This window comes from Qipengyuania profundimaris (assembly GCF_030717945.1).
Lineage (GTDB): Bacteria > Pseudomonadota > Alphaproteobacteria > Sphingomonadales > Sphingomonadaceae > Qipengyuania > Qipengyuania profundimaris.
In genome coordinates this window covers 2023259-2047795 of sequence record NZ_JAVAIM010000001.1, presented here as the reverse complement: position 1 = coordinate 2047795, position 24537 = coordinate 2023259, and the positions used below count along the sequence as shown (strand labels likewise).

Genomic DNA, 24537 nt, shown 5'->3' with positions numbered 1-24537 from the left:
TGAAACCAGTCGCAATATTGTCTGAGAGAACGCCCATGAAACTCATCCGCACTTCGCTCGCCGCTCTGGCCATCGCCAGCGCCGCTCCCGCCTTCGCCGACAACCATGTGTCCAACGAGATGGAGGCTGCGGAAGAATTCCCGATGACGCCGCAAGGCGCGGCCGACTGGGTGGCGATGGTCGAGGAGGACATGTTCGATTTCAGCGTCGAATACGGCCGGGTGCTGTGGATAAACTCGACGTATATCATGCACGACAGCGACCAGCTGGCGGCCAAATATGGCGCAGAAGCGACCGAAAAATCCGTCGCCTATGCCAATAAGGCCGCCGAATATGCGCGCGTCGCCGGACTCGACCCCGAAGTCGCCCGCAAGCTCGACATCCTGCGCAACGGCATCGTCATGCCCGCGCCGGTGCGCGATGGTGCGGCGACCGAGCTCAACGAAATCGCGACCAGCCTCAACAGCCAGTACGGCAAGGGCAAGGGCACGCTGAACGGCGAGGAGATCAACGGCTCGGATATCGAAGCCGAGATGGGCAATCTCGAGCGCACGCCTGCCGAGAAAGCCGAAATGTGGACCAGCTGGCACGACAATGTCGGCGCGCCGATGCGCGAGGATTACCAGCGCATGATCGCCATTGCTGGCGAGGGCGCGAGCGAGCTGGGCTTTGCCGATCTCGGCGCCATGTGGCGCTCCAATTACGATATGGACCCCGACCAGTTCGCTGCCGAGACCGAACGGATGTGGCAGGAAGTGAAGCCGCTCTACATGGCGCTGCACACCTATGTCCGCAGCAAGCTGAACGAGGAATACGGTGCCGAGGTCCAGCCGGCGACCGGCCCGATCCGCGCCGATTTGCTTGGCAATATGTGGGCGCAGGAGTGGGGCAATATCTACCCACTGGTCGCGCCCGAGGGGGCGGGCGACATCGGCTATGATCTCACCGAACTGATTGCCGAAAAGCAGTATGACGAAGTCGGCATGGTTCGCGTGGGCGAGGCGTTCTTCTCCTCGCTCGGCTTCGATCCGCTGCCCGAGACCTTCTGGGAGCGTAGTCAGTTCGTGAAGCCACAGGACCGCGAGGTGGTCTGCCACGCCAGCGCCTGGGACGTCGACAATGTCGATGATCTCCGCATCAAGATGTGTATCAAGCGCAATGCGGACGATTTCAAGGTCATCCACCACGAACTCGGCCACAACTATTATCAGCGTGCCTACAACCAGCAGGACTATCTGCATCTGAACGGCGCCAACGACGGCTTCCACGAAGCCATCGGCGATATGATCGCGCTGTCGATCACGCCCGAATATCTCGTACAGATCGACATGCTCGACCGCAGCCAGGTGCCGAGCGCCGACAAGGACATCGGCCTGCTGCTGCGCGAGGCGATGGATAAGGTCGCCTTCCTGCCCTTCGGCCTGATGGTCGACCGCTATCGCTGGCAGCTGTTCGACGGCACCATCCCGGCCGACCAGCTCAACAAGGGCTGGAACGACCTGCGGCTGGAGTACCAAGGCATCGTCCCGCCGGTCGCGCGTGACGAGAGCAAGTTCGATGCGGGCGCGAAGTATCACATTCCGGGCAATGTGCCCTACACCCGCTATTTCCTCGCGCGCATCCTGCAGTTCCAGTTCTTCAAGGCCGCCTGCGACCAGGCGGGCTGGGAAGGCCCGCTGCACCGCTGCTCATTCTACGGCAATGAGGAGGTAGGCAAGAACCTCAACGCCATGCTCGAAATGGGCGCGAGCAAGCCGTGGCCCGATGCGCTCGAAGCATTCACCGGCGAGCGTCAGATGAGCGGCACGGCGATGGTCGAATATTTCGCCCCGCTGATGGCGTGGCTGGAAGAGCAGAACGAAGGGAAGCCGCAGGGGTGGTGAGGGTGAAATCGGCGATCGCGCTTGGCAGTATATTGGCGCTGGCCGCTTGTGCACCGCAGGCGCGGGAGCCGAACCCCGGCTTCCTCGTCGATCCGGTTGCGGATGGCGCGCTGTTCGTTGCGGGCAAGTTCGGCAACACGCTGGCCAAGGTCGATCTGGAGAGCGGCCAGCAGACCTTGCTCGTGGAGAGCTGCGCCAATCCGCACGAGCTGGCGACATCGCCCGATGACCGATACGTCGCGCTCGCTTGCTATGGCGGGCAGACGGTCGACATCTTCCGCACGGAAGATCTCGTCCGCACGCGCAGCATCGATCTTGGCGAAAACGCTCGGCCCCACGGGATCGTGTGGCACGCGAATGGCGACCTCTACGCAACTGCTGAGGGCCGACAATCGGTATTCTGGATCCGCGACCCGCTCGGTGCAGCCGAGACGTTCGAATATGGGACCGGCAAGGAGGGCAGCCATATGATCGCCGTTGCACCCAGCGGCAATCACGCCTGGACCACCGATCTCGGCAGCAAGACAGTGACGCTGGTCGATCTCAAGACCCGCCGCGCGCCGCGCTCGGTCGAGGTCGGTGAGGAGCCGGAGGGCATTGCCCTGTCGCCCGATGGCGAAACGCTGTGGGTCAGCGCACGCGGATCGGACAAGGCTTTTGCGCTTGACCCGATGACGTTGGAGGTGCGGCAGCAGATTGCGACCGGGGCATTCCCGCTGCGCATCGCCGTGCGACCGCAGGGCGATTTTGCCGTGACCAGCGATCTTGCCGATGGCGGCCTCACGGTGATCGACACTGCGACCGGCGAGTCCGTGCGCTCGATCAGGGTGGCCGGGCCGGGCGGCGCGCAGGAGCGCATGCAGGTGACGATCCTCTGGTCGCCCGACGGCGAGCGCATCTATGTTGCCGAGACGCGTGACAACACTATCGCCGAAGTCGATTTCGCCAGCGGCGAAGTCCTGCGGCGTCTGCCGGGGACCGGCGGCGGCGACGGGATCGCGATCATCGAATGACGGCAAAGCGCAAGCTCCTCCCCGCGGTCGGCTGGCGCGAGTTGGTGCATTTGCCCGACCTCGGCCTGCATGGTGTCCCGGCCAAGATCGACACCGGCGCGCGCACATCGTCGCTGCATGGCGAGGTTTTGGAAGAGTTCGAGCGCGACGGCGAGAAGTTCGTCCGCTTTGCGGTCGATTTCCAGCAGCAGCATGTGCGCCAGGTGTGCGAGGCGGTGCATGTGGATGTGCGCGGGATCACCAGCTCCAACGGCGAAACGCAATATCGCTATGTCATCAAGACGCCGCTGAAGATCGGCGATGTCGAATTCCGCGCCGAAATCAGCCTCGCCGACCGAAGCGACATGAAGTTCCCCATGCTCATCGGTCGATCTTCATTGCGTCGCCGCTTTGTCGTGGACAGCGGCTATTCCTGGCTCCAGACGCCGGAAATGAAGGTCAAGAAAGGCCACAAACCATGAAAATCGCCATGCTGGCACGCAATCCGAACCTCTATTCGCACAAGCGGCTGAAAGAGGCGGCGGAAGAGCGCGGGCACGAACTCGACATCCTCAACACCACGCGCTGCACGGTGCATATCGCCAGCCACCGGCCCGAGGTATATTACAATGGCGAACCCTGCGTGGGTTACGATGCGGTCATCCCGCGCATCGGGGCCTCGATCACCAATTACGGCCTGTCGATCCTGCGCCAGTTCGAGATGCGCGGCTGCTGGCCCCTGAACGAGAGCGTCGCCATCGGCCGCAGCCGCGACAAGCTGCGCAGCATGCAGATACTCGCCAAGTACGGCATCGGCCTGCCGCTGACTGCCTATGCCAACGATCCCAAGCAGGCGGAAGAGATCATCAAGGCGGTCAAGGGCCCGCCGGTCGTCATCAAGCTTTTGGAAGGCACGCAGGGCATCGGCGTGGTGTTGGCGGAAACGATGTCCTCGGCCAAGTCCGTGATCGAGGCGTTTCGCGGGGCGAACGTCAACATCCTGGTGCAGGAATTCATCAAGGAGGCGGGAGGCACCGACATCCGTGCGCTGGTGGTCGGCGGGAAGGTTGTCGCGGCCATGAAGCGCACCGGTGCGGCGGACGATTTCCGCAGCAATCTGCACCGCGGCGGCAGCGCCCAACTGATCAAGATCACCCCCGAAGAACGGAGCACCGCCGTGCGCGCCGCCAAGCACATGGGCCTGAACGTCTGCGGCGTGGACATGCTGCGGAGCAATCACGGGCCGGTAATTATGGAGGTCAACAGCTCGCCGGGGCTGGAGGGGATCGAGAACGCGACCGGCAAGGACATCGCCGGAATGATCGTCGATTACATTGCGAAAAACGCGAAAGACGGGAAGACGAAGACGAAGGGGAAGGGGTAATGAACTTTTCGAGGGCGATACCGGGCGCAGCCGCTCTTGCGGTGGCAATCCCGGCAGCTGCTTCGGCTCAGGATGTTACCGCAGCCGATCCGCAGGGCATGACCGAGCTATTGGACATGGCGGGTTACGAGGCGGAACTTGGCAAGGATAACGCGGGCGACCCCATGATTACCGCAGAATTCGGCGGTCGATCTGCGCGGGTTTACTTCTATGGTTGTGACGAAGAAACGAAGGCCGGTTGCGATGCGGTCCAGTTGAGTGTTGGCTTCGATCGCGAGGATTCGTGGACGGCGCAGGAAGCGATTCAGCTATCGAAAGATTTCCGGTTCGCCGCTGTCAGCCTCGATGACGAGGGCGATCCCTATGTCACCTGGGATATCGTGACCGGCGAAGGCATACCGGCCAAGGTCTTTCTGCGATCGATCGTGCTCTACAGCGACATGATCTCAGAAGCGGACCGTATCATCTTCGCCGCCGAACGTGGGCAGGAGTGACTAGGCATTCCGCGCCATCAGTCCACCGTCCACGGGTATCACCGCGCCGGTAATATAGCTCGCCGCGGGTAGCACCAGCGACAGCGTCATGTGGGCGACTTCCTCGGGGTCGCCGTACCGCCTGAGAGCGGTGCGGCGCTTGGCGAAGATGGTTTTGTGCTCGTCGGGCACGGCGTCGGTCATTGCTGTCTTGATGGGTCCGGGGCAGATGCAGTTCACCGTAATCCCCTCTGGTCCGAGGTCGACCGCGAGCCCGCGTGTGAGACCGGTTACGCCGGTCTTGGCGGCCACATAAGGCGAATCGCCGGGTGTTGCGCCCAATCCCTCGGTGCTGGCGATATTGACGATGCGCGCGGCGTCGCTCCGGCGCAAATGGGGCAGGGCGGCGCGGACCATGCGCTGGTGCGCGGTCAGCATGACGGCCAGCGCGCGGTGCCAGACATCGTCGTAGCCATCGTCTTCGAGCGGGCAGAAGCTCGAGACGCCGGCGTTGTTGACCAAAATATCGAACCCGCCGAAATCGTCGGCAATGGCCGCAACGACCAGCGCGATGGCGTCCTTATCCGTTACATCGAGCGCATAGGCGCGGGCATCTGCGCCGCACTCCGATGCCACCGCTTGGCACGCAGTCAGGTCGAGATCGGCCACCGCCACTCTCGCGCCCTCGGCGGCGAACAGTTTCGCCGTCGCCGCCCCCATACCGCTGGCGGCCCCCGTAACGATCGCCACGCGGCCTGCAATCGAGCGCGAGCGGTTAGGCGTGTCGGTCATGTGTTTCTCCCCAATCGGGAGCGACCTTAGCGGAACGGCGGCTCGTTGAAAGCGCGCAGCTTGCGGCTGTGGAGGCGCGGTCCTTCCTGGCGCAGCAGGCGGCAGGTGGTGACGCCGATCTGGAGGTGGGCCGCGATGGCCTCCTCGTAGAACTGGTTCGCCTGTCCGGGCAGCTTGATTTCGCCATGCAGCGGTTTGTCCGATACGCACAGCAACGTGCCGTAGGGCACGCGGAAACGGTAGCCCTGGCCCGCGATTGTCGCGCTCTCCATGTCCACACCGACCGCACGGCTGAGCGACATGCGCTTGGCCGATTGGGTGAAGCGCAGTTCCCAATTGCGGTCGTCGGTAGTGACGACCGTCCCGGTGCGCATGCGCTTCTTGAGGTCCGCGCCATGCTCGCCGGAAACTTCCTCGGCGGCGGCGGCGAGGGCCTGCTGGACCTCGGCAATCGCGGGGAGGGGGATCTCCGGCGGGAGGACCGGATCGAGCACGTGATCGTCGCGTAGGTAGGCGTGGGCGAGCACGTAATCGCCGATCTTCTGGCTCGGGCGCAGGCCGCCGCAATGGCCGATCATCAGCCACGCTTCTGGCCGCAGCACTGCGAGGTGATCGCAGATGGTCTTCGCATTCGACGGGCCGACGCCGATGTTCACCAGCGTGATCCCGCCGCGGTTCTCGCCGATCAGGTGATAGGCGGGCATCTGGTGGCGGCGCCATGCCGTGTCGGACAGCTGGCCGCGCGCATTGTCGGTTTGCTCGGTCAGCATCAGGCCGCCTGCACCGGCAAGCGCAGTGTAGCCGCCCTTGCCGAGTTGCGAGCCCGCCCAGTCGACGAATTCATCTACATAGCGGTGATAGTTGGTGAACAGGATGAAGCGCTGGAAATGCTCCGGATCGGTGCCGGTGTAATGGGCCAGGCGGGCAAGGCTGAAGTCCGTCCGCAACCCGTCGAACAGGGACAGCGGGATCGGATCGTCGACGCTGTCGAGCACGATGCCGTCCGCCAGTTCGTCACCGATATCGGCAAGCTCGGTCGATGGGAAATAGCGCGCGATCGCATTGGGATCGACGCCCGCGAGAACCGAACCGGCATCGCCGTCGAGCACGTAGGGAAAGGGGATTTCCTGCGTCGAGGATCCGACCTCGACCTCGACCTCGTAATTCGAGGAAATCAGTTCGAGCTGCTCGCGCAGGTAATCGCGGAATAGGCGTGGGCGGGTGACGGTGGTGGTGTAGAGGCCCGGCGCGTTCAACCGACCGAAGGCGCGATTGCGGTCTTCGGGCTGGTCGCCGCCACGAAAGCGCAGGCGCAGTTCGGGATAGGCATAGCTGCCGTCGCTGCGGCGCTCGGGCGCGGGCAATTCGCGCGTGGCACCGAAGGCCATCACGTCTTCGCGCAGCCGCTCCACGGCGGCGTCGTAAATGGTCTCGATCCGGTCGAGGATCTGGGGTATGTCGTCCATGGGCGTTGCTCCTGCCTCTTGTTGTTTTCGATTTCGCGTCGCCGCCCCACATAGGGTGCGCGGACGCGTCTTACAAAAAGGGCGCGGGGGCCGAAGCCGCCGCGCCCTGATTGGGTCGTGAGCGGGCGATCAGGCCTGCTCGTCCTCGTCCGCACCTTCCGGCGCGGTCGCGGCGATCGTGGCTTCCGTCACGGTCATGTCGTCGGGCGTGCTGACGCCGTCTTCGAGCATGTCGGCCGGAATTTCGCCGGGCTCGAGGTTCGGGTCGGTGCGGTTCGCCTCGGCCTGTTCCTCGATTTCGCGCTGCTCTTCCTCGAACATCTGCGCCATCACGTCGATGCCCTGGCTCTGCAGCTCGGCTTCGTCGTCCGAACGGGCGACGTTGGCCTTGATGCTGATCGAGACTTCGGGGTGAAGGTCGATGCGGACTTCATGCATGCCGATCGTCTTGATCGGGTCACCCATGATGACCTGCTTCTTGTCGATGTCGTGGCCCTTGTCGTTGAGGGCGGCAGCGACGTCGCGAACATTGACCGAGCCGTAGAGCTGGCCGGTGTTCGACGAAGCGCGGATCAGGATGATTTCCTCGCCATCGACCTTTTCGCCGGCCTTTTCGGCCTCGGTACGACGCTCGGCGTTTTCCTTTTCCAGGCGCTCGCGGTTCGCTTCGAAGACCTTCTTGTTGGCTTCGTTGGCGCGCAGGGCCTTCTTCTGCGGGAGCAGGAAGTTGCGGGCATAGCCGTCCTTCACGGTGACGACGTCACCGATCGAGCCGAGCTTTTCGATCCTCTGAAGGAGAATGATATCCATCGGTATTCCCCTTACTTCACGATGTACGGCAGCAGGCCGATGTGGCGCGCGCGCTTGATGGCCTTGGCCAGTTCACGCTGCTTTTTCGCGCTGACGGCGGTGATGCGGCTGGGAACGATCTTGCCACGTTCGGACATGAAGCCCTGCAGCAGGCGGACGTCCTTGTAGTCGATCGTCGGGGCGTTCTTGCCCGAGAAGGGGCAGGACTTGCGGCGGCGGAAAAACGGGCGGGCCATCAGTCGCGCTCCTCACGTTCACGGCGCTTCTTGGAATCGCGCTCGTTCTTGCGCATCATCACCGACGGGCCGCTTTCGTGCTCGTCGACGGCGATGGTCATGTAACGGATCACATCTTCGTTGATGCGGGTCTGGCGCTCGAGCTCGGCAACGACGGAGCCGGGGCCCTCGATGTTGAGCAGCACGAAATGCGCCTTGCGGTTGCGGTCGATCTTGTAGGCGAGGTTCTTGAGGCCCCAGGTCTCCGTCTTGGTGACCTTGCCGTCGTTCTTCTCGACAATCTCGGTAGCGGTGGCGGCGAGCTGGTCCACCTGAGCCTGGCTCAGGTCCTGTCGCGCCAAGAATACATGCTCGTAGAGAGCCATGCTCTTGTCCTTTCACGTCTGGCCGATCGCTGGCTGATCCGCGGGATTGCGGGGCCCCTCCGGCTTTCTTCGAATCCCCCGGCGGACCGAAGGGATGCGCGCACATAGCGGGATTGGGGCGAAACGCAAGGCTTGCGGGCAGGGAACGGGGCGGGCAGGGCGGCATTGGGTTTGAAACGAAGGAGACACGCATGCCCGGTGGATTGGTAGCCCTGCTCGACGACGTATCGATCATCGCGCGCACTGCAGCGGCTTCGGTCGACGATATTGCCGCTGCTGCGGGGCGCGCCGGGTCGAAGACGGCTGGCGTCGTGATCGACGATGCGGCGGTTACCCCGAGCTACGTTACCGGCCTCAGCCCGGCGCGCGAGCTGCCTATCATCTGGGCGATCACCAAGGGCAGCTTCAAGAACAAGCTGCTGATCCTGTTGCCCGGCGCCGTGTTGCTGAGCGAATTCCTGCCCTCTGCGATCATCTTCATCCTGATGCTCGGCGGGCTTTTCCTGTCCTATGAGGGCGCTGAAAAAGTTATGGAGAAGCTCGGCGGAGAGAAGCACGGCAAGACCGTCGAAGATGTGATCGAGGACCCGGTCAAGTTCGAGAAAGAGCGGATCGCGGGCGCCATACGCACCGATCTGATCCTGTCGGCCGAGATCATGGCGATCGTGCTGAACGAATTGTCCAACGAGGCGATTGCGGATACGTTCTGGGGCCGCGGCCTCGCGTTGGGTCTCGTCGCAATCGCGGTGACGATCGTGGTCTATGGCTCGGTCGCTTTGATCGTGAAGATGGACGATCTGGGGTTGCATTTGTCGAAGAAAGAAAGCGCTGGCGCGCAGAGCTTCGGCAACTTCCTGCTGAAAGCGATGCCGTTCCTGTTGAAGGCCCTGTCTTTCATCGGCACCATCGCGATGCTTTGGGTGGGCGGCGGCATCCTGCTGCATGCCATGCACGAATTCGGCTTCGACCCGATCTACGATGCGGCCCACGGCCTCGAATATGCCGTCAAGAATGCGACCGGGGGGCTGGGTGGCCTGCTTGGCTGGCTGACCTTTGCTGCGCTCTCGGCTCTGCTCGCGCTATGCGTTGGCGCGGTGTTCGCCTTCCTGCTCCACAAGGTTTTCAAGATGGGCCACGGCTTCGGCAAGGAAGCGGAAGCGCACTGACCTGCGAGCTTCACGTGAGACGTTTGAAGAGATCGCGGGCAAACTCGCTCAGCGTGTCGTCGCGAGCGCCCATGATCACGATCCGGTCTCCGGGTTTCGCGAGTGAAACAATGCGGTCGGCCACGGCCTTGCGCGTCGGCACATACTCCGTGTCGCCGCCATGCCCTTCGATCAGCCGCACGATCCGCTCGCTACCCTCGCTGCGGTCGACCGTGCCGCCGAAATAGACCGGGTCGCTGAAGATCGTCAGGTCGCCTTGGTCGAGTTCGCGGGCGAAGGTTTCCGCCAGCTCGTCGCCCATCTGCCGCAAGGGGCCGTAGCCATGCGGCTGGAAGAAGGCGATCACCCGGCCGGGATGCGATTTCAAGGTACGCAGGGTCGCAGCGCATTTCTCGGGATTGTGGCCGAAATCGTCGATGACGGTGATGGCGGAAACGGTGGTGCCGACGATATCGAAGCGGCGAGCGAGCCCTTCGAAGCCTGCTAACGCCTCGACCGCGTTTGCGACCGGGATCCCCGCCGCGACTGCCGCCGCGATCGCGGCGAGAGCGTTCGAGAGATTGTGCCGCCCCGGCATGTTCAGGCGAAGCGCATGCTCGCTGCCGTCGTGGCGGTCGAGGACCATCGCGGCCTGCCGCAACGGCCCTTCCGCGATAGTACCCGGCACGATGCCGATCTGCGCCTTCTCCTGTTCGATGCCGAAGGTAATGACCTCCTTCGCATGCGGGAGCAGGGCGAGCGCTTCCTCGTCGTCGGCATTGATCACGCTAATGCGGCTGCGCGCCAGGTAATCGCCGAACAGCTGGCGCAATTCCTCCATGCTCTTGTGGTCGAGGCTGACGTTCAGCAGTACGCCGACCGCCGGGCGATAGAGCGCGATCGAGCCGTCGCTTTCGTCCACCTCGCTGACGTATAGCGATTGCCCGCCGACCACCGCGCTGGCGAAGGGTCGTTCGGGCGACACGAAGTTCTTCATCACCGCGCCGTTCATGATCGTCGGTTCGCGGCCCACGGCGTGAAGGATCCAGCCGAGCATGCCCGTGACGGTCGATTTCCCGCTGGTGCCGGCGATTGCGAGCCCGGCGCCGCTGGTGTTGAACAGGATGGAATTCAATTCGGCGCGGGTCAGTCGCAAGCAGCCGAGTTCCTTCGCGCGCTTCGCATCGGGAACCGTGTCCTCGACCGCGGCGCTGGCGACGAGGATCTGGTCCTTCGACACGAGCCCGCTGCCGTCCTGAGGATGCAAGCCGAAGCCCTGCCGCTCCAGCGCGGCGAACTTTTCCGGCGTATGCCCCTGGTCGAAGCTGCGATCCGACCCTTCGACCGTGCATTCGCGCCCCTTCAGGATCTGCGCAAGGGGCTGCATGCCGGACCCGCCGATGCCGCAGAAGAAGAACGGTCGCGCGAAAAGCTCGTCGGGGCTGGGCATATCGGTCATGCTCTCGCAGCTATTGAGTTGTGCCGCGCGATACAAGCGCGCTAGCAGGACGCATGGTGAAAATCGCGATCTGTGCTCCGGGAAAACCGCTCAAGCGCGCCAGGGCCGATGCGGTGCTGGCGCATGTCGCGGGCCGCGAGGACATCGAAGTGCATTTCCACGAGCAGTGCTTCGCGAAGGAGGGCCACTTTGCCGGACCCGACGAGGCCCGGCTCGATGCGCTGCTGGAATGCGCCAACGATCCCGCATTCGACGCCGTGTGGTTCGCGATGGGTGGCTATGGCTCCAACCGCATTGCCGCGCAGGCCGTGGCAGGGATGAACGAACAGGCTCGTGCCAAGAGCTATCTCGGCTATTCCGATTGCGGCTTTCTGCTCGCAGCGCTCTACAAGCACGGCATCGGGCGCGTCGCCCATGGCCCGCTCGCCGGCGACATCCGGCGCGATGGTGGCGAGGTAGCCATCGACCGCGCGCTGGGTTGGCTGACCGGTGACGACAGCGGCCTTGAGCCGCATCTCGACGATCGCCCTGCCGTTGCGTTCAACCTGACTACGCTAGCCATGCTGTTGGGTACAGAGCTTGCGCCGGACCTATCCGACCATGTCGTCATGGTCGAGGAGGTGGCAGAATATCACTACGCAATCGACCGGCTGTTCTTCCACGTGACCCAGCATCTCCGGGACATCGCGGGCTTGCGCCTTGGACGGATCACCGATGTGCCCGAGAACGACCGCCCCTTCGGCAAGGACGAGGTGCAGATCGCCGAGGAATGGTGCGCGCGCAGCGGCATCCCCTATCTCGGGCGCGCCGATATCGCGCATGATGCCGCCAACAGGATTGTCCCCTTCGGACTTGAGGCCCGCCGCCCACGCGCCTAGGCGCGCTCCTCAAGAGGAGATTTTCATGACTGCATTCATCTTTCCCGGCCAGGGGAGCCAGAAGGTCGGCATGGGCGCCGATCTCGCCGAGGCAAGCGCGCATGCCCGCGAGGTGTTCGAGGAAGTGAACGAGGCGCTCAAGCAGGACCTGTTCGGCCTGATGACCGGCGGGCCCGAGAGCGAGCTTACCATGACCGCCAACGCCCAGCCCGCGATCATGGCCAATTCGGTCGCGACGGCGCGGGTGCTGGAGAAGGAATTCGGCGTTGCGCTGGCCGACAAGGCGGACTGCGTTGCGGGTCACTCGCTGGGCGAGTACAGCGCGCTGTGCGCCGCCGGGGCCTTTTCGCTGACCGACACCGCCAAGCTGCTGCGCCTGCGCGGTATCGCCATGCAGGACGCGGTCCCGATCGGCGAGGGTGCAATGGCGGCACTGCTCGGCGCCGATATCGAGAAAGCGACGGCGCTGGCAGAGGCTGCTGCCGAGGGGCAGGTCTGCGAAGTCGCCAACGACAACGATCCGACGCAGGTGGTCATCTCCGGCCATGCGGAAGCCATCGACCGGGCGATCGAAATGGCCAAGGATCATGGCATCAAGCGCGGCATCAAGCTGCCGGTGTCCGCCCCGTTCCACTGTTCGCTGATGCAGCCCGCCGCGCTACGCATGAAGACCGCGCTGGGCGAGACGCCGCCGACGGCTTTCACCGTGCCGCTCTATGCCAATGTCACGGCGGCGCGCGTCACCGATCCTGCGGAAGAGCAGGCGCTGCTGGTCGACCAGATCACCGGCCGCGTCCGCTGGCGCGAAAGCGTCCTCGCCATGCAGGAGGCAGGCGTCGAACGCTTCGTCGAGCTCGGCGGCAAGGTCCTCGGCCCGATGGTCGGCCGGATCGCCAAGGACGCCGCGACGGTCAGCCTCGTCACCATGGAAGACCTCGAGAATTTCGCGAAGGAGAACGGATGATGTTCAGCCTCGAAGGCAAGACCGCCCTCGTCACCGGTGCCAGCGGCGGGATCGGATCGTCGATCGCCTATGCCCTGGCGAAGCAGGGTGCGCGGCTGGCGCTGTCCGGCTCGAACGCTGCCAAGCTGCGCGCCTTTCGCGAACAGCTGAACGACGAGTTCGGCCACGATCACGTCGAGATCACCTGCGACCTGTCGAACCCCGAGCAGGTCGAGGAGCTGATCCCGGCCACGGTCGACACGCTCGGTAGCATGAACATCCTCGTCAACAATGCCGGCATCACGCGCGACAACCTCGCGATGCGGATGAAGGACGAGGAGTGGGACCAGGTGATCCGCATCAACCTCGAAGCCAGTTTTCGCCTGATGCGCGCCAGCGCGCGGCCGATGATGAAGGCCAAGGGCGGGCGGATTATCTCCATCACCAGCGTGGTCGGCCACACGGGCAATCCGGGCCAGATGAACTACGTCGCGGCCAAGGCGGGCCTGACCGGCATGAGCAAGAGCCTTGCGCAGGAACTCGCCAGCCGCAACATCACCGTGAACTGCGTTGCGCCGGGCTTCATCCGCACGGCCATGACCGACGCGCTCAACGACGACCAGAAAAGCGCGATCAACACCCGCATCCCGATGGGCCGCATGGGCGAGGGCGACGAGATCGGCGCCGCGGTTGCCTATCTCGCCAGCGACGAGGCGGCGTATGTGACCGGGCAGACGCTGCACGTGAACGGCGGCATGGCGATGATAGGGTAGGGGAGGGGTTTTTGTTGGGTGCGCCTTCGACATCCGTCGAAGGCTTGCGGCACCGGCCCACGCCCCCACCCGGCCACCCACGGCACTGTATTCTATGGGTGGCCGGGTGGGGGCGTGGGACGGAACAGCAAGGTCAGGACGGATGTCCTGACCGCACGCAGTAAGGACTCAACAAAAACCTCCCAGTTTTCCCCAAGGAATCACCCTTGCGGCGGGCGCAGCCTTGCCCCCACATACCGCCCCGCTAAGGTCGCTATCCGTATTCCGGCGCGCGAGGGGCGATTCCGGCCCTCGATGTGCCCAGCAGGGACGAAAGTAGGACCATGAAGGCCACCATCGAACGCGCGACGCTGCTGCGCTGTCTTTCCCACGTGCAGTCGGTCGTCGAACGCCGCAACACGATCCCCATCCTCTCGAACGTCCTGATCGAGGCAGAAGGCGACAGCTCGCTCAAGGTCATGGCGACCGACCTTGATTTGCAGGTGGTCGAGCACATGGACGCCAGTGTCGAGGACGCCGGATCGATCACCGTCTCGGCCCACCTATTGTTCGACATTGCCCGGAAGCTGCCCGAAGGCAGCCAGGTCAGCCTTGAGACCGCTGAAAACCGCATGGCGGTCAAGGCCGGGCGCAGCCGTTTCTCGCTCCCGACCCTCCCGCGCGACGATTTCCCGGTGATCGTGGAAGGCGATTTGCCGACGAGCTTCGAACTGCCCGCCAAGACCCTCGCCGAGCTGATAGACCGCACGCGCTTCGCGATCTCGACCGAGGAAACGCGCTATTATCTCAACGGCATCTTCTTCCACGTCTCGGACGAAGACCAGCCGGTGCTGAAGGCCGCTGCGACCGACGGTCACCGCCTCGCGCGCTTCACGATTGCCCGGCCCGAGGGTGCGGACGGCATGCCCGACGTGATCGTGCCGCGCAAAGCGGTGGCCGAACTGCGCAAGTTGCTCGAGGAATCGATGGACGGAAATGTCCAGATCGACCTCTCTGCCAGCAAGGTCCGCTTCACGCTCGGCGGCGAGGGCGGGGTGGTCCTGACCAGCAAGCTGATCGACGGCACCTTCCCCGATTATTCCCGCGTCATTCCAACGGGTAACGACAAGCTCCTCAAGCTCGATCCGAAGAGCTTTTTCGCCGGCGTCGACCGCGTTGCGACCATCGCGACCGAGAAGACCCGCGCAGTGAAGATGGGCCTCGACAAGGACAAGATCACGCTGACCGTGACCTCGCCCGACAATGGCGTGGCATCGGAAGAAGTACCCGCCGAATACAGTTCCGACGGGTTCGAAATCGGCTTCAACGCAGGCTATCTGAAGGACATCCTCAGCCAGATCGACAGCGATGTGGTCGAGATCCACCTCGCCGATGCGGGCGCGCCGACACTGATCCGCAAGGACGAGAATGCGCCGGCACTCTACGTGCTGATGCCGATGCGGGTTTGACACTCGCCGGGGGCTGAAATTCGCGCTAGCGTCGCTCCTTCGAAAAAGGGAGAGATGCGATGCGCGAAGTCCATGTCGACAAGGCCGATCTGACCAAGACCCATATCGCGGAGCGCGAACTCGGCGATCTGGCCGACGATGCCGTGCGCCTCGAGATCGAAAGCTTCTCGGTGACGGCAAACAACGTCACTTACGCCGTGGTCGGAGACGGCTTCGGCTATTGGAATTTCTTCCCCGCACCCGACGGCCACGGCATCGTGCCGATGTGGGGTCATGCGCGGGTCGTCCGGAGCAACCATCCCGATTTCGCCGAGGGCGAGCGGGTCTATGGCTATCTCCCCATGGGCACGCATCTCGACGTCCTCCCTGGCAAGGTTTCGGCCAGCGGCTTCACCGACATGGCCGAGCATCGTCAGCCGATGAGCCCGATCTACAACCAGTATTCGCGCCTTGCCGCCGATCCCGAGCACGATCCGGCCCGCGAAAGCGAGCGCATGATCTTCGGGCCGCTGTTCAAGACCGGTTTCCTCATCGAATATTTCATGCGCTCCGAGGAGTGGTTCGGGGCGAGCCAAGTGGTCCTTACCAGCGCATCCTCGAAGACCGCGATGGGCCTGGCGAGCGTGACCAGGCGCCGCTCGCCCAATGTGCGACGCGTGGGGCTGACGTCTGCCGGAAATGTCGCCTTCGTGAAGGAAAGCGGCCTCTACGACCGCGTACTGTCATACGACGACATCGGCGAGATCGAGGGGACCGATAGCGTCTCGGTCGATTTCGCCGGCAATGCGAGTGTCCTGCGCCGCCTGCATGAGCATTTGGCCGATGCGCTCAAATACTCATGCCTCGTCGGTGCGACCCACGTAGATGAACGTGGCAGCGGCACCGATGGGATTCCCGGACCCGCGCCGACACTGTTCTTCGCGCCCGATCATGCGGTGGCCCTGTTCAAGTCGGTCGGACCGGAAGAGGCGGGTAAGCAGATAGGCGCAAGCTGGCACGGTTTCCTAAAGGATGCAGGCGACAGCATCGAGATCGAGCGCAAGCAGGGGTTGGAGGCCGCGCGCGATACTTTCGTCGCAATGCTCCGCGGGGATATAGACCCCGCGAAGGGGATCGTGATCGAGCCTTAAATCTCCACCGCGATTTTGCCGAAGTGGCTGCCGCTTTCCTGATGGCGGAAGGCAGCGGCAAGATCGGCCAGGGCGAACGTGTCGCTGATCACCGGCTTGATTCCGTTCGCTTCGATGGCAGCAATCATGTCCTGCTGCATGCTCCGGCTTCCGACTGTCAGGCCCTGGACCGTGAGGTTCTTTGAGAAGAGCAGAGCGGTCTGCACCGGTCCGGCAAAGCCCGCCAGCACGCCGATCAGCGCCACGTGCCCGCCGACCCGCGTCGCCAGCATCGACTGGTCGAGCGTGCCTGCGCCGCCGATTTCGACGACGCAATCGACCCCGCGTCCGCCCGTCAGTTCGAGCGCTTTCGGCCCCCAAGCCTCGACCTCCTTGTAATTGATGAGGTGATCGGCGCCCATTGACTTCACCCGCTCCAGCTTCTCGTCGGAGGAGCTGGTCGCGATGACGGTCGCGCCTGCCGCCTTGGCGAATTGCAGCGCAAAGATCGATACGCCGCCGGTGCCCTGGACGAGGACAGTGTCTCCGGGCTTCACGGCGTAATCCACGAACAGCGCCCGCCATGCGGTCAGGCCGGCGCACGTCAATGTCGCCGCTTCGGCATGGCTGAACCCGGCTGGCGCGCGGGTGAACCAGTGTGTCGGCGCGGTGATTGCGTCGCGCGCATAGCCGTCGATCCCGTCGCCCGGCACGCGGGTGAAGGCGCTTTGCGGAGGGGGGCCGGTCAGCCAGTCGGGGAAGAAGGTCGAGACCACATGATCGCCAATGGCGAATTCGCTCACCCCGCCGCCCACCGCAGTCACCACACCCGCGCCATCGGACATCGGGATGCGACCCTGTTCGGTCGGGATCATGCCCTTGACGACCGCGTAGTCGTGGTAATTCAGCGAGCTGGCCTTGATATCGACCGTAATTTCTCCCGGCCCCGGATCGGCGGGACCGTCGATGTCGACCAGTTCGAGGGCATCGAGCGTGGAGGGCGTCGCGCCGGTGCGGATCGCCTTCATTCGGCTGCCTCCGCCAGTTCTGCCCGCTGTGGGCCGCGGATCAGCCCGCCCGGCGTCTCGCCGGTCCACTCGCCCTCGCGGAAGGTCACCTTGCCGTTCTTGATCGTCGCGACATATCCTTCCGCCTTTTGCAGCAGGCGCTTGCCGCCTGCCGGAAGATCGAAGGCGAGCCACGGCTTGCCCAGCTTCAGGCGGTCCATGTCGATGATGTTGAGATCGGCGAGATAGCCCGGCGCGATGACGCCGCGATCCTCGAGACCATAGAGCCGCGCGGTATCGGCGCACTGCCGCTTGATCGCATTCTCGAGACTGATCGTGCCGCGGTCCCGGTCGCGCACCCAGTGCTGCAGCATGAAGGTGGGCGAGGCCGCATCGCAGATCGTCCCGCAATGCGCACCGCCATCGGAGAGCGAATTAACCGTGTCGTCGGACTGCTGGAGGTCCATCAGGAAGTCGAGATTGCCATCGGCGTAGTTGAGGATCGGCAGGTAGATGAAGCCCTTGCCATCGTCGCGGCAGAGGAGGTCGTAGGCGTATTCTTCGCCCGACTTGCCCGCCTTTTCCGCCCGTGCGGCGATGCTTTCTTCCGCCGTCGGCTCATAATTGAAGTTCGGGTCCATCTCGAACTGCATCGGCCAGCCCTGGCAGACGACCATGATCAGCCCGATGATGTCCTGGTTGACCTCGGACAGGTCGTTCTCTTCCGACAGGACTTGCGCCTTAAAATCGGGGTCGAGCAGTTTCGCCTTCTGCTCCTCCCACGGCAGTTCCTCGATCGCCTGCCAGCTCGGGCGGAAGCGGAAAGGATGGACGGTGCCCTGCCACGCCATGACGATACCGTTTCCGCGCAGCGCGATCTGGGCGACGATATTCGCGCCATTGTCGTTTTCCGCGCGCATGCTTTCGATCTGCTCGTCGAGCGACATCTCCTTGGCGATCGATTGCAGTGCGGCATAGGTGCAGGGCAAGCCGGTTTCGCGGCTGAGCGCGCCCATCCAGCCGAACTCGTCCCACTCGCGCTTCATGTCGCTGGCCATCTCGAACACGCCGTGACCGGCGCGGCCCATGGCGCGGCCTATCTCGATCAGCTCTTCCTTCGTTGCCGTGGTCCCGGGCACGACTTCGCCGTCGATATCCCGGTGGAGCACGGTGCGGGAGGTCGAGAAGCCGAGCGCGCCTGCACGGACACCGTCCTCGACGATGGCGGACATCTGCTTGATATCTTCATCGGTCGGGATCGCGCCGGGCCGTTCGCGGTCGCCGAGCACATAGGCGCGGACCGAACCGTGCGGAACATGCGTGCCGACATCCACTGTGCGCGGCAGTTTCTCCAGCGCGTCGAGATATTCTGGGAAGGTCTCCCAGTTCCAGTCCATCCCTTCGGCCAGCGCGGTGCCAGGAATGTCCTCGACGCCTTCCATCAACCCGATCAGCCATTCATGCTTGTCGGGGCGGGCGGGCGCGAAGCCGACGCCGCAATTGCCCATTACCACCGTAGTGACACCGTGCCAGCTCGACGGGGCCATTTCCTGGTCCCATGTCGCCTGCCCGTCGTAATGCGTGTGGATGTCGACGAAGCCCGGTGTTACGAGCTTGCCGCGCGCATCGATTTCCTCGGCCGCGTCGCCGGACACCGTGCCGACTTGCGCGATCAGGCCGTCCCTGACGGCGACGTCTCCGGTGAAGCGGGGATTGCCGGTTCCATCCACGATGGTGCCGTTGCGAATGATAAGATCGAATGCGGGCATGATTATTTGCTCCTCTCTCCGCGGAAGAAGGTTCCACATTGCAACCGATCTGTCCAGCGCTTCTCAGGCGGGGCGTTCGGGCATCCGGACGGACAGCAGGATCGCGAGGCCGATGGCGAACAGCAAGTGGATCGAGGTCATACCGATGCGCTGGTCGCCCGACCAAAGGGTGAACTGCTCGACCAGCAACGGACCCATCCATACGGTGATTGTCCCGGCGATGGCGTAGAGGCCGAAGAACTCCCCGCTGCGCCCCGGCGGCGCGAGCGCGACGAGCATGGTCCTGCTGGAGCTGATGCTCGCCGTGGCGGTGATGGCGATGACGCTGATCAGGCCGAGATAGACGAGATCGGAGAGGGTCGAGAACACGAGACCGTCCCAGACTTCGACATTGTCCACCAGCCCGAAAAACAGGCTCTCGCGCGTGATGCTCAGCTGCACCAGGCCGGTGACGACCATGGCGAGAATCTCTAGCGCCAGCGCCGTCTTCACGCCGACGCGCTCTTCCAGCCAGCCGCCGAAGATGCCGCCGCCGAAGGCGCAGGCACTGGCGAAGATCGCGTAGCAGAGCATTTCCAGGAAATTCCATTGCAGGAACAGCGCGACATAGACCGCGCCCAGCGCAAGTAGTGCCGCCATCGCATCGGCATAGAACATGCGGGCGATGAGGAACTTCATCAGTTCGCGGAACCGCGTCGCCTCGCGCAAGGTGCGGATGACGCTGCGCGCTCCTTCGCCGAAAGCCTTCGTCCAGCTTGCGCCCGGTTGCCCGGGGTCTTTGGCATTCAGGAAAAACGGAATCGAAAATGCGGCCAGCCAAACCGCGCAGATCGGACCGACGAGCCTTGCGTGCTCGAACCGCTCTAGATCGACGCCGAACAGCGGCGCTGCAAAAGGCCAACCGACTGCCGCGGGCAGGACGAAAAACAGGGCGATTGCAATGAAGATCAGCGTCGCCGCAAGATTGCCGAGGCCGAGACCCAGGCCCGATATCATCGCCAAACGACGCGGCTCCCCGGCGACGCTCAGCATCGCGTTGTGCGTCACCTCGGAATAGGTGTAGCCGACATAGGCCACCACCAACAGGGTCATGATCGCCGGAGTAGAAAGCCCTTCGCCACCGGGCATGGCGAACCACAGTCCCGCAGATGCCAGCGCGATCGCGCCAAGGAAAACCGCAAGGATGGGTTTGAGCCTGCCGCCCCTATCAAGCGCGGCCCCGAGAAAGGGCGCGGTCAGCGCGGCAATCACGCCGGCCCATTTCGTCACGCTGGCGATGGTCGCCTGGCCGATGGCATTCGCCTGCGCCAGCGCCTCCTCCGGCTCCAGGCTATCGAGCGTGCCGCTGGCCAAAACATCGCCGCCGATAATGTCCCGCGCGAAATAGGGCGCGAAGATGTAGATGACGACGAGAATGTAATAGGGATTGCGGGCCCATTCGAAGACGGCCCAGGCAAAGCCCGTGCGGCTCAGCGCACCGCCTTCGCCGGTATGGGGGCGAGCGAAGGCAGGCCGGATGTTCGGGTCGGGATTGGCGGTTTCCATCGGTCTGGCTCGTCCTTTCCGATGGTCCACCGTGCTGCCTTCAGGCTGCGCGGCGGCCTTCCGCTTTAGTTTCCGGAGCGCCGAGGAATTCGCGTAGCATCGCCACGCTCTCGTCGGCGTGGGTCAGCAGGAACAGGTGTCCGCCGCCTTCAAAGACCTCCAGCCGTGCATTGGGAATGGCGGAGGCGAGAATGCGCCCGTTGATCAGCGGAACGATCTGGTCCTCGTCGCCCATCATCACCAGCACCTCCTTGGCCATGAAAGGCAGGGCGGGGAGGCTGGTCCAGCCGAGCATGGCGAGCAGCTGGTAGAGATAGCCGCGCGGGGAGGGCGGCTTGAGGCGACCGATGTGGTCTTCCTTGCTCCCGGCCCGCTTGGTCATGCCGCCGTACAGTGTCATGAAATGCTCATTCATGAAGTCAGGATCAATATAGCGGCGCGGGTTGGCCATCTTGGTAAGGGCCGCTGGCTTCCCGGGCACCATCAACATGCCGGCCGTCGTCGCGACCAGTACAAGTCTCCGGGTCCGTTTGGGATATTGCAGCGTGAAGTGCTGCGCCATCGCGCCGCCCCAGCTCACACCCATGACATCCACCTCGCCCAAGCCGAGTTGATCGAGTATCTGGTTCGCCGTCCAGCTCATGGTGAAGGGATTGTACGGCACGGTCGGATCGGGGCTTTCGCCCGTGCCCGGCATGTCGAACATCACGAAACCGCGCTCGGTCAGCCGCTCCGCCAGCGGGGCAACCGCCTCGATGTTCGCGCCGATGCCGTTGAAAAACAGGATGGGCGGGTGGTCGGACTTCTCGTCCAGCCGCCAATGCGCCACACGCAATGTGCGCCCGCCAGCCTCCATCATCTCGATGGTGGCCGTCATGGGTTCGGTTTTGGATGCGGTCACGCAGTGGTGCCTTTCTTAAGCTCAGCAGGCTTCCATAACGTACAGACCGGGGGCCGGGTCCAGCGGTTCGTAATCCTTGTTCCCCAGCTTTGCTGGCGCCTTTTTCTTCTCGCCCGCGCGTGCCTGCACCCATTCCATCCAGAACGGCCACCAGCTGCCCGCGACTTCCTCCGTCCCCTTCAGCCACTCGTCAGCGGTTTCGGGGAGCTTCTTCCTGCCATCCTTCTGGATAAAATACTTCGCCTTCGGATTGCCCGGCGGGTTGAGGATCGCCTGCATGTGGCCCGACTGGCTCAGCACGTAAGTCACGTCTTTCGAGCCGAACAGGCGGGTCGAACGATAGGTCGCCTTCCACGGGGTGATGTGATCGGTCACGCCGCCGAGGATGAACAGGTCGCCGGTCACCTTGCTGAGGTCGATCTTGTGGTCGACCATCTCCACCTCGCCCTGTTTGGTGAAGGCGAGCGTTTCGTAGACGGTCAGGAAGTCGCCCATCAGGCTGGCCGAAAGGTTCGTGGCGTCGGCGTTCCAGAACAGCACGTCGAATGCGGGCGGGTCCTGGCCGAGCAGGTAGTTGTTGATCACGTAGTTCCAGACGAGATCGTTGGGCCTGAGCCAAGCGAAGCCGCGGGCGAGATCGTCGCCCTTGATCACGCCTTTCTTTGCGGCGCGGCGCTTGGCCAGCGCAAGGCCGTTTTCGCTGACGAGCGAGCCTGCCTCGATATCGTTCTGCTTCGGGTGCAGTACACACACCATCAGCGTCAGCGCTCCGAGCAAGTCGTCTTCGTCCGAGGCCATCTTGCTGGCCAGCATCGAGGCGGTCTGGCCGCCCGAACAGCCGGCCGAGACATTGACCTTCTTGCTGCCGGTAATCTTGCTGACCGCCTCCATCGCCTCGCGGCAGGAGTTGACGTAATCGGCCATATCCCAGTGGCCCTGTTCCTTCGACGGGTTCTTCCAGCTGATCACGAAGGTCTGGATGCCGTTGTCGAGCTGGTATTTCACCACCGACTTCTCCGGCGAGAGGTCGTTGATGTACATCTTGTTGATTTGAGGCGGGATGGTGAGCTGCGGGATCTCGTAGACCTCGTCGGTCGTCGGCGCATACTGGATCAGTTCCATCATCTCCGTGCGCAGGACGACCGAGCCTTTCGATGTCGCAATGTTTTCGCCCAGCTTGAAAGGCTTCTTGTCCACCTGGCTGACCATGCCCTTGTTATGGACCATGTCGTCATAGACGTTCTTGAGGCCCTTGATCAGGGACAGGCCGCCGCTGGTGATCGCCATCTTCTGGGCACTGGGGTTACCGAGCAGCGTGTTTGTCGGCGCGAGGCCGTCGATGATCATGTTGGAAACGAACCGCGCCCGGTCCTTCTCCAGCTCGTCCAGTTCGAGGTCCTCCAGCCATTTCGCCGCGCCCTTCTGCACGGCGAGGTAATATTGCATGCCGGCGCGCATGAAGGGGTTGTACTGCCAGGCCGGGTCCTGGAAACGTTTGTCCTTCGGATGGGGGGCGAGCTCGCTCTTGCCGGTCATGACCTTGATCATGTCCTGCCCCATGTCCTGGCTATGCTTCATCAGGCGCTGGGGGTCCGACGCGGTTTCGCGCAGCATCACGGCCACGGCGCCGAAAATGTCTTCGCGGGTCAGCCCGACGAGGGGGCCGAGCGCGCTGGTTGATTGAGCGGCTTCGTCTTCAAGCTTCGGCATGGGCGGTGTCGTTCCTCTCCAAAGGTATTTCTTTTCTGACCCTCCGGCAGCAACGGGTGATGGGACCGCCGCGTTCCGAATGCAAGCTCGCTAAAGCGGCCCGCGCGCGGCGATCATGCTGGCGACATCGACGAATTTTTCGCGCGGCGCACCATCGCGGGCAGCGGCCTCTTCCGCCTGCTCGATGTTCTGCCAGTCCCGGAAGGTCACAACGTCGAGACCGCGCGTCTCGACCCATTCGTCGAAGCCTTCGCGGCCTTTCTTCCGCTCGCCGGCGCCGATGTCTTCTTCGACCAGTTCGATGACACCGTAACCATCGGGGCGATTGGTGCCGATCGTCCCGGACGGCCCGCGCCGCGCCCAGCCGACGCAATAGAGCCCGGGCAGGATGCGACCCTCGTCATTGGCGAAGCGACCGGCCCGCTCATCGAACGGGACACCGTCGATGGGGGACGAGCGGTAGCCGATGCATGTCACCACCAGATCGGCGGGGATGGAATAGGTTTCCCCTGTCGCCACCGCGCGTCCGGCCTCGACCCTGGTCCGCTCGATCTCGACCGAAGCGACCTTGCCGTCCTCGCCGTGAAACGCCTTGGGGCTGGCGAAGAAGTCGAATTCGATCGCGATGGGTTTTTCGCCATGGATGTTCTGCGGGATCGCGGCGAAATCGCGCAGCAGCGTTACCGATTTGCGCAGGCCGGGTTCGAGGATCGCGTCGTCATCCACCGGTGGCAGATCTGCCGTATCGACCTGCGGGCTGGCCCGTTCGAGATGCATGAGTTCGCCCAGCTCCTTGGGCGTCATCATGATCTGGTGCGGGCCGCGTCTGCCCACGATCGTAATGGTTTCTATGCCGGACCCGGCCAGCGCGTCGAGCGCATGTGCGACGATGTCCGAGCCTGCGAATTCCTGCTCGGTTTTGGAGAGAATGCGCGCGACATCCAGCGCGACATTGCCCATGCCGATCACCACGACGTGATGCCCAGAGAGGTCTGGCGCCAGACCGGCAAACTGCGGATGGCCGTTATACCAGCCGACAAATGCCGCGCTGCCGAAGACGTTCGCAAGATCGTGTCCGTCGAGGTTTAGCTGCCTATCGTTCGGCGCACCTGTGGCGAGGATGACCGCATCATAGAGGGACTGCAGCTCCGCTATCGAAACATCGCTGCCGACCGAAACATTGCCGACGAAACGGACGTTATCCGACAAGGCCGTCTTTTCGTAGCGCCGCGATACGCCCTTGATCGACTGGTGGTCTGGCGCAACGCCCGTCCGGATAAGACCGTAGGGTACGGGCAACTGGTCGAACACGTCGACCCGGACTTCCTCGCCCCATTTCTTCGCTGCGGCTTCCGCCGTGTAGTAGCCCGCAGGCCCCGAGCCCACGATCGCGATATGCCGCATCAAGGTCCTCCCCCGAGAAACGAGCAATTACACTGCACAACCCAG

General features: G+C 63.6%; 23 protein-coding genes. 11 read left to right on the top strand and 12 right to left on the bottom strand.

What is annotated here, in order from left to right; translation table 11 throughout:
* Positions 1–35: 35 nt before the first annotated feature.
* From Q9K02_RS10060 to Q9K02_RS10040, 5 genes are read left to right on the top strand one after another with little or no spacing between them, the layout of a single operon-like run.
* On the top strand, positions 36–1883 hold the full coding sequence (locus Q9K02_RS10060; protein WP_305932776.1) for a M2 family metallopeptidase: 1848 nt from the start codon (positions 36–38) through the stop codon (positions 1881–1883).
* Between the two features lie 2 nt (positions 1884–1885).
* The gene (locus Q9K02_RS10055) at positions 1886–2896 is read left to right on the top strand and encodes a YncE family protein (RefSeq protein WP_305932775.1); all 1011 of its coding nucleotides are present in this window, start codon (positions 1886–1888) and stop codon (positions 2894–2896) included.
* Positions 2893–3357: an ATP-dependent zinc protease family protein gene (locus Q9K02_RS10050; RefSeq protein WP_278328445.1), complete on the top strand. Its 465-nt coding sequence runs from the start codon at positions 2893–2895 to the stop codon at positions 3355–3357. The genes Q9K02_RS10055 and Q9K02_RS10050 overlap by 4 nt, the downstream gene beginning before the upstream one ends.
* Positions 3354–4259 (top strand): 30S ribosomal protein S6--L-glutamate ligase, encoded by a 906-nt coding sequence (gene rimK / locus Q9K02_RS10045; RefSeq protein WP_305932774.1) that lies wholly within the window; start codon positions 3354–3356, stop codon positions 4257–4259. The genes Q9K02_RS10050 and rimK overlap by 4 nt, the downstream gene beginning before the upstream one ends.
* Complete coding sequence (locus Q9K02_RS10040; RefSeq protein WP_305932773.1) at positions 4259–4753, top strand: YbjN domain-containing protein; 495 nt, start codon at positions 4259–4261, stop codon at positions 4751–4753. The genes rimK and Q9K02_RS10040 overlap by 1 nt, the downstream gene beginning before the upstream one ends.
* Here Q9K02_RS10040 and Q9K02_RS10035 read toward each other — a convergent pair whose 3' ends face one another.
* From Q9K02_RS10035 to rpsF, 5 genes are read right to left on the bottom strand one after another with little or no spacing between them, the layout of a single operon-like run.
* Positions 4754–5524: an SDR family NAD(P)-dependent oxidoreductase gene (locus Q9K02_RS10035; RefSeq protein WP_305932772.1), complete on the bottom strand. Its 771-nt coding sequence runs from the start codon at positions 5522–5524 to the stop codon at positions 4754–4756.
* A gap of 26 nt (positions 5525–5550) precedes the next feature.
* The gene (locus tag Q9K02_RS10030) at positions 5551–7101 is read right to left on the bottom strand and encodes an AMP nucleosidase (protein WP_305933496.1); all 1551 of its coding nucleotides are present in this window, start codon (positions 7099–7101) and stop codon (positions 5551–5553) included.
* Positions 7102–7119: 18 nt separating this feature from the next.
* Entirely contained in the window at positions 7120–7800 is a 681-nt protein-coding gene (gene rplI / locus Q9K02_RS10025; RefSeq protein ID WP_305932771.1) for a 50S ribosomal protein L9, read from the bottom strand.
* Positions 7801–7811: 11 nt separating this feature from the next.
* Positions 7812–8036 (bottom strand): 30S ribosomal protein S18, encoded by a 225-nt coding sequence (gene rpsR / locus Q9K02_RS10020; RefSeq protein ID WP_050601121.1) that lies wholly within the window; start codon positions 8034–8036, stop codon positions 7812–7814.
* Positions 8036–8401, bottom strand: coding sequence for a 30S ribosomal protein S6 (gene rpsF / locus Q9K02_RS10015; protein ID WP_278328450.1), 366 nt, complete (start codon positions 8399–8401; stop codon positions 8036–8038). The genes rpsR and rpsF overlap by 1 nt, the downstream gene beginning before the upstream one ends.
* A gap of 191 nt (positions 8402–8592) precedes the next feature.
* Here rpsF and Q9K02_RS10010 point away from each other — a divergent pair, with 191 nt between their 5' ends.
* The gene (locus tag Q9K02_RS10010) at positions 8593–9567 is read left to right on the top strand and encodes a DUF808 domain-containing protein (protein ID WP_305932770.1); all 975 of its coding nucleotides are present in this window, start codon (positions 8593–8595) and stop codon (positions 9565–9567) included.
* Between the two features lie 10 nt (positions 9568–9577).
* Here Q9K02_RS10010 and Q9K02_RS10005 read toward each other — a convergent pair whose 3' ends face one another.
* A complete protein-coding gene (locus tag Q9K02_RS10005; RefSeq protein WP_305932769.1) occupies positions 9578–11005 on the bottom strand; it encodes a glutamate ligase domain-containing protein in 1428 nt (475 codons plus the stop codon).
* 53 nt (positions 11006–11058) lie between these two features.
* On the opposite strand from Q9K02_RS10005, the gene Q9K02_RS10000 reads away from it, so the two are divergent.
* From Q9K02_RS10000 to Q9K02_RS09980, 5 genes are all read left to right on the top strand, one after another.
* On the top strand, positions 11059–11883 hold the full coding sequence (locus Q9K02_RS10000) for an LD-carboxypeptidase (RefSeq protein WP_305932768.1): 825 nt from the start codon (positions 11059–11061) through the stop codon (positions 11881–11883).
* 25 nt (positions 11884–11908) lie between these two features.
* A complete protein-coding gene (gene fabD, locus Q9K02_RS09995; RefSeq protein ID WP_305932767.1) occupies positions 11909–12847 on the top strand; it encodes an ACP S-malonyltransferase in 939 nt (312 codons plus the stop codon).
* Complete coding sequence (gene fabG / locus Q9K02_RS09990; RefSeq protein WP_305933495.1) at positions 12847–13599, top strand: 3-oxoacyl-[acyl-carrier-protein] reductase; 753 nt, start codon at positions 12847–12849, stop codon at positions 13597–13599. Before fabD ends, fabG begins: the two co-directional genes overlap by 1 nt.
* A 323-nt stretch (positions 13600–13922) precedes the next feature.
* Positions 13923–15047, top strand: coding sequence for a DNA polymerase III subunit beta (gene dnaN, locus Q9K02_RS09985; protein ID WP_278328455.1), 1125 nt, complete (start codon positions 13923–13925; stop codon positions 15045–15047).
* 59 nt (positions 15048–15106) lie between these two features.
* Entirely contained in the window at positions 15107–16177 is a 1071-nt protein-coding gene (locus Q9K02_RS09980; protein ID WP_305932766.1) for a DUF2855 family protein, read from the top strand.
* On the opposite strand, the gene Q9K02_RS09975 is transcribed toward Q9K02_RS09980, so the two are convergent.
* The 6 genes from Q9K02_RS09975 to Q9K02_RS09950 all read right to left on the bottom strand — a co-directional run bounded on the left by Q9K02_RS09975 (position 16174) and on the right by Q9K02_RS09950 (position 24492).
* Positions 16174–17184: a zinc-dependent alcohol dehydrogenase family protein gene (locus tag Q9K02_RS09975; protein ID WP_305932765.1), complete on the bottom strand. Its 1011-nt coding sequence runs from the start codon at positions 17182–17184 to the stop codon at positions 16174–16176. The two genes, Q9K02_RS09980 and Q9K02_RS09975, sit on opposite strands and share 4 nt — an antisense overlap.
* Positions 17181–18932: an N-acyl-D-amino-acid deacylase family protein gene (locus Q9K02_RS09970; protein WP_305932764.1), complete on the bottom strand. Its 1752-nt coding sequence runs from the start codon at positions 18930–18932 to the stop codon at positions 17181–17183. Before Q9K02_RS09970 ends, Q9K02_RS09975 begins: the two co-directional genes overlap by 4 nt.
* 63 nt (positions 18933–18995) lie before the next feature.
* Complete coding sequence (locus tag Q9K02_RS09965) at positions 18996–20477, bottom strand: MFS transporter (RefSeq protein ID WP_305932763.1); 1482 nt, start codon at positions 20475–20477, stop codon at positions 18996–18998.
* Between the two features lie 40 nt (positions 20478–20517).
* Complete coding sequence (locus tag Q9K02_RS09960; RefSeq protein WP_305932762.1) at positions 20518–21378, bottom strand: alpha/beta fold hydrolase; 861 nt, start codon at positions 21376–21378, stop codon at positions 20518–20520.
* Positions 21379–21399: 21 nt separating this feature from the next.
* Complete coding sequence (locus Q9K02_RS09955) at positions 21400–23088, bottom strand: PHA/PHB synthase family protein (protein WP_305932761.1); 1689 nt, start codon at positions 23086–23088, stop codon at positions 21400–21402.
* Positions 23089–23178: 90 nt separating this feature from the next.
* Positions 23179–24492 carry an FAD-dependent oxidoreductase gene (locus Q9K02_RS09950; RefSeq protein ID WP_305932760.1) on the bottom strand — a complete coding sequence of 438 codons (1314 nt, stop codon included), beginning with the start codon at positions 24490–24492 and terminating at the stop codon, positions 23179–23181.
* Positions 24493–24537 lie beyond the last annotated feature (45 nt).